This is a genomic window from Ginsengibacter sp. (assembly GCF_057362405.1).
The window spans coordinates 1-4,779 of record NZ_JBMQQG010000274.1 but is presented as its reverse complement, the minus strand read 5'-3'; the positions used below and the strand labels follow the sequence as shown (position 1 = coordinate 4,779).

Below are 4,779 nucleotides of genomic sequence, written 5' to 3'. Positions count from 1 at the left end.
GCTAAACGAAACTTTATGGCTGAATAAACCGGTATGATAATTAATATCGAAGTTGGCTCCATAAGATTTTTCAGCATCCCTGTTTTTAATATCAATCGGCAACACGTTTTTAAATTGTATTCTTTCAGCATCTTCGGTAAAAACATTTGGAACTTTATAACCTAAACCTCCGCCAATTCTTGAAGTGAAATGATTATTTATTTTGAATAAGGCAGAAAGCCGTGGTAAAATAAAAAATCCATAATCATTTTGAAAGTCGCCACGCAAGCCTGTTTCAAGTGTAAGAATTTTTGATGCATTCCATGTATTTTGTATAAATGCACCAATTGTATTTTGATTGTAATTAACGGGGATAATGGTGTCGTGTTTGTCTTGAGTAAATTTATCAGTAAGAAAATTTATTCCGCTAATCCATTCCAGTTTTTCTTTTCTGTAATTAAAATCTATTTCACTGTAAGATGAAAGTTGCACTCCTGAAAATAAGTAACCGGGAATTTGAATAGAACGGTTGTAATAACTCAGACTGTTTTTGAAAATGAATTTTGCTTTATCATTTAATATATGTTCAAAAGATAATTGTGTGCTGTACCGATTGGTTATATTTTTTTCAAAGTATGAATGTGTGCTGTCGCCTTTCCCTTCAATGTATTTAATGTCGCCGCCAATGCGGTTTTCATAAGTTGCATTTATACCAAAGTTTGCAGTTGTGTTTTTATTAAAGTAGAAAAATAATTTTGGATTAAAAGTATATCGGTCAGATTTTGGAATCGCTGTTAAGCCAATGTTTGCAGGATCATAAGCTGTGCCATGATTGTATGATGCAAATATTGTTGTTCCTGCCTTCTTAAACTTTTGAGAATAGAAACCACTTGCATCAAGCCCCGCCGCTGGTGTTCCGTTTACAAGAAAATTTAATTCTCTTTCTTCTTTTGGCGTTTTTGAAACAAGGTTTACCAGCCCTGCAATTGCGCCGCCACCATACAGTGTAGATGAACTGCCTTTAATTACTTCCACCTGCTTTAAATCGAGCGGAACTATTTGCAGTAAACCCAAACCACCTGAAAAGCCTGAATACAAAGGGAATCCATCACGAATGATTTGCGTATATTTTCCGTCAAGCCCTTGTATGCGTATGCTGCTGTTGTAACTTGTTGCAGAAGTTTGTTGTGTTTGAATGCCGGTGCTTTCATTAAGCATCATTCTTATATCTCCTGGTTTCATATTTCCTTTCTCTTCCAGTTCTTCTCCCGATATAGTTTCTATTCTTGTAGGAATATTAGCAATAGAACGGCTTGTTCTTGTTGATGTAACTACCACTTCATTTTCTTCATGTTCTGTTTCTTTCAGTTCAATTTCCAAGGTATTATCATTGCCAGGTGCAAACTCAAAGAGAATGACTTTTTCCTCAAAACCAACATGAGAAAATATAATTTCGAATTTTCCTGCAGGTATGTTTTTAATTGTAATAGTTCCATTACTGTCTGCAATTGCAGATTTATTAAGGGTTTTAATACTTACCGTTGCTCCTTGCAATGGATTTTTTTCTCCATCCTTAATAATTGCTTTAAATGTATGCTGGGCGTATATGCTGAAACCACATAGCATAGCTATGCAAAAAATAAATATAGATTTCATTATTTTAATTAGACTTATAAATACTGCGTCAATAATAAACAGGTCAGCCTAATCTTGGCGGTTGCCAAAAAGAAGAAATGTATTGAGGAAGATATGACTGAAGGTAGCCTGAAAAAGTCGGCGGTGTCAAAGATTGCGGTGTGTTAACCTGAAAGCTGTTTGCTACTAAAGTAAAGCCAACGCAATGACCACATAAAGTAAAAGGCGAACAGTTTTGGCAACCGTCATCATGTTCATGCTTACTTGCAGTCCCGGTTTGTTGGGTTTCATCTTTGCAATTGTCAATCACACAACATGGAACAGTTGAGAGGAACAAAATATAGAATGAGAATATGAGCGCAAATATTTTCACCGTCGCAAATATAAGTCTTGTGTCGGGTTGATGGTTTACGGTGATACAACTTTTCTATTTTTTTTTCGTACCCGGCACTGTAATGAAACTGTTTCGGGGAGCAAAGAGAAAATTCAGGAATCGTAAACTCCCATCTTAATCTTCATCCATCTCCAGCAATAGATTTACTATTAAAGCGGTCCAACCGGTTTGGTGAGAAGCGCCCAGCCCCTGCCCGGTATCGCCATGAAAAAATTCATAGAAGAGATGATGCTCTTTAAAATATTCTTCTGACCAAACCGAATGATGGGCAGCATGATATTGATATTTTCCAATATCATTTATTTCGAAGATCTTTAAAATTCTCCGGGTTAGCTGGTTGGCAATTTGTTTCAGGTTCAACTTATTTCCTGACCGGGCCGGAAATTCATACATATACTTATCGCCGTAGTATTCGTAATATTTTCTAAGCGACGAAATAATTAAATAATTTAATGGCAGCCAGATGGGCCCGCGCCAGTTGGAATTACCACCAAACATGGAGCTGCAGCTTTCTCCCGGCTCATATTGAATGCTATAGTTGTTGCCCTGGTAGCCAAAAACATAAGGCTGATCTTTATAGCTTCTCGACAGGGAACGTATGCCGTAATCTGATAAAAACTCAGCCTCGTCCAACAACCTTTTCAGCAGGTGTTCGAGCCTGTCGTCTATCATGATAGCAAATAAATAATTACCATCTTTATTCTTGTTTTGGATACCTGAAATGATGCGTGTTAAATCGGGCCGGGTAAGTTTTATTACCTGCAGCCGGGTATTAAATTGCCGCAGATTTTTAAAAACACTTCCATGGATAATTTCAACAGCAAGTAATGGAATAATGCCCACCATAGAACGGATTTTCAAACGTTGGCTCGTACCATTTTCAAATTGTATAGCATCGTAATAAAATGCATCCTCGTCGTCCCAAAGCGAAATATCTTTTTTACCCATGTGATGCATGGCCCAGCCGATATTTAAGAAGTGCCTGAAAAACTTTGCCGCCGATTCTTCGTAAGCGGGGTTATGCTGGGCCAGTTCCAGCGATATGCTCAGCATATTAATGGCATACATGGCCATCCAACTGGTTGCATCGGCCTGCTGCAATTTTTTAATACCGGGCGGCATGTGGTTCCTGTCGAAGACGCCTATGTTATCCAGCCCAAGAAAGCCACCTTCGAATACGTCAGTACCGTTAGCATCTTTTTGATTCACCCACCAGGTGAAGTTCATCAATAACTTTTGAAACGCCCTTTCCAGGAAGTCCCAGTCCGATACACCTGTTTTTTTCTTATCGGCCTGGTATACATACCAAACACTCCAGGCATGCACGGGCGGATTGACGTCGCTGAAATTCCATTCGTAGGCCGGAATTTGGCCGTTAGGATGCATATAATATTCCCGAAGAACAACCGATAACTGCTGCTTGGCAAAGTAAGGATCAACATGAACCAGCGTGGTTGCATGAAAAGCCAGGTCCCACGCTGCAAACCACGGGTATTCCCATTTATCGGGCATGGAAATTATGTTGCGGCACGTAAGATGTTGCCAGTCATAATTTCGGGTATGGTAACGGTTAGGTTGGTTGTCGCCGGGCTCGCCAAACAACCATTTAAACACATCGAGATAATAAAATTGCTTGGTCCACATTAACCCGCTCACGGAACTTCTAAGCAACGCCTTGTGTGACGGCGATAATTTTTTTGGCGCAAGGTGATCATAATATTGATTGGCTTCTGAAAGACGTTTAGAAAAAATATCGTCAAAGTCGGCCCAGGGCTCTTCCATTTGCTGTTTGCACAATCTTATTTTAAATACTTTCGATTCTTCCGGTTTAATTCTTTCCCTGAACCAGATGGCGGCTTTGGTTCCTTCCTTTTGCGGGTTAACGGTGCTCTCCTTATTTACAACATGGTTATTGATACCATCCTTAACAAAGGGAAATTCATTTTTCCGGTTATACATCCGCTGGTTGTTTGTTTCGTTATCACAAAACAATTGCTCACCTCCCTGGTGATGCAGGAAATAACTGCCGTTGCGGGAGGAGATCGTCTGCAGGCAATTGGCTGAAATCGAAATAATTTCGGGCCTGCTAAAACGGGCATTGTGTTTCCAGAAATTGCGAAACCAGAGATGTGGCAGCACGTGGATGGTGGCAGCTTCGGGACCTCGGTTGTACACGGTAATCTTCATCAGGATGTCGTCCGTTGCGTCTTTTGCATATTCAATAAAACAATCAAAATAACGGTCACCCTCAAACGCACCTGTATCTAACAATTCATACTCCGGGCTTAACCGGTCTTTCCGGTTTTTCTCTACAAGGTCCAGGTAGGGAAAAGCGGCGTGAGGATATTTATAAAGGAATTTGCAGTATGAATAAGTAGGTGATGAATCGAGGTGAAAGTAAAGTTCTTTCACATCCTCCCCGTGATTGCCCTCTCCATTAGTTTATCCAAAAAGCCGCTCTTTTAAAATGGTATCTTTTCCGTTCCAGAACGCGGGAGCCAGGCATAAAATCTGGTCCGCATCGCAAAAGCCTGCAATGCCCTCTTCGCCCCATCGATAGGTATAACTACGGGCAAGGTCGTGATTGACGTAGTTCCATGCGTTTCCATTTACGCTGTAATCTTCCCTAACCGTACCCCATTGACGGTCAGATAAATAAGGCCCCCACTTTTTCCAGTTTTTGTTGTTGTTAGATTGGTTCAATCGTTCACTTTCTATGATATCGGACATGATTTATTTATCACTTTAAAATTTGAATAAACAGATCATTC

Annotated in this window: 4 protein-coding genes; all 4 read right to left on the bottom strand. The window is 40.0% G+C overall.

Going from position 1 to position 4,779, the window contains the following annotated elements:
• Positions 1-1,635 (bottom strand): TonB-dependent receptor (locus tag ACO1O5_RS22695; protein WP_486274387.1); only part of this gene is annotated, 1,635 nt, incomplete at its 3' end.
• A 43-nt stretch (positions 1,636-1,678) separates the two neighbouring features.
• Entirely contained in the window at positions 1,679-1,987 is a 309-nt protein-coding gene (locus ACO1O5_RS22690) for a DUF6660 family protein (RefSeq protein ID WP_486274385.1), read from the bottom strand.
• 135 nt (positions 1,988-2,122) lie between these two features.
• A complete protein-coding gene (locus ACO1O5_RS22685; RefSeq protein ID WP_486274383.1) occupies positions 2,123-4,420 on the bottom strand; it encodes an MGH1-like glycoside hydrolase domain-containing protein in 2,298 nt (765 codons plus the stop codon).
• A 30-nt stretch (positions 4,421-4,450) separates the two neighbouring features.
• The gene (locus ACO1O5_RS22680) at positions 4,451-4,738 is read right to left on the bottom strand and encodes a hypothetical protein (protein ID WP_486274381.1); all 288 of its coding nucleotides are present in this window, start codon (positions 4,736-4,738) and stop codon (positions 4,451-4,453) included.
• Between the last annotated feature and the right edge of the window lie 41 nt (positions 4,739-4,779).

What these genes read in the sequence shown, in the direction of transcription:
- ACO1O5_RS22680 (WP_486274381.1), bottom strand. Translation starts at nt 4,738, where the DNA reads ATGTCCGATATCATAGAAAGTGAACGATTGAACCAATCTAACAACAAC.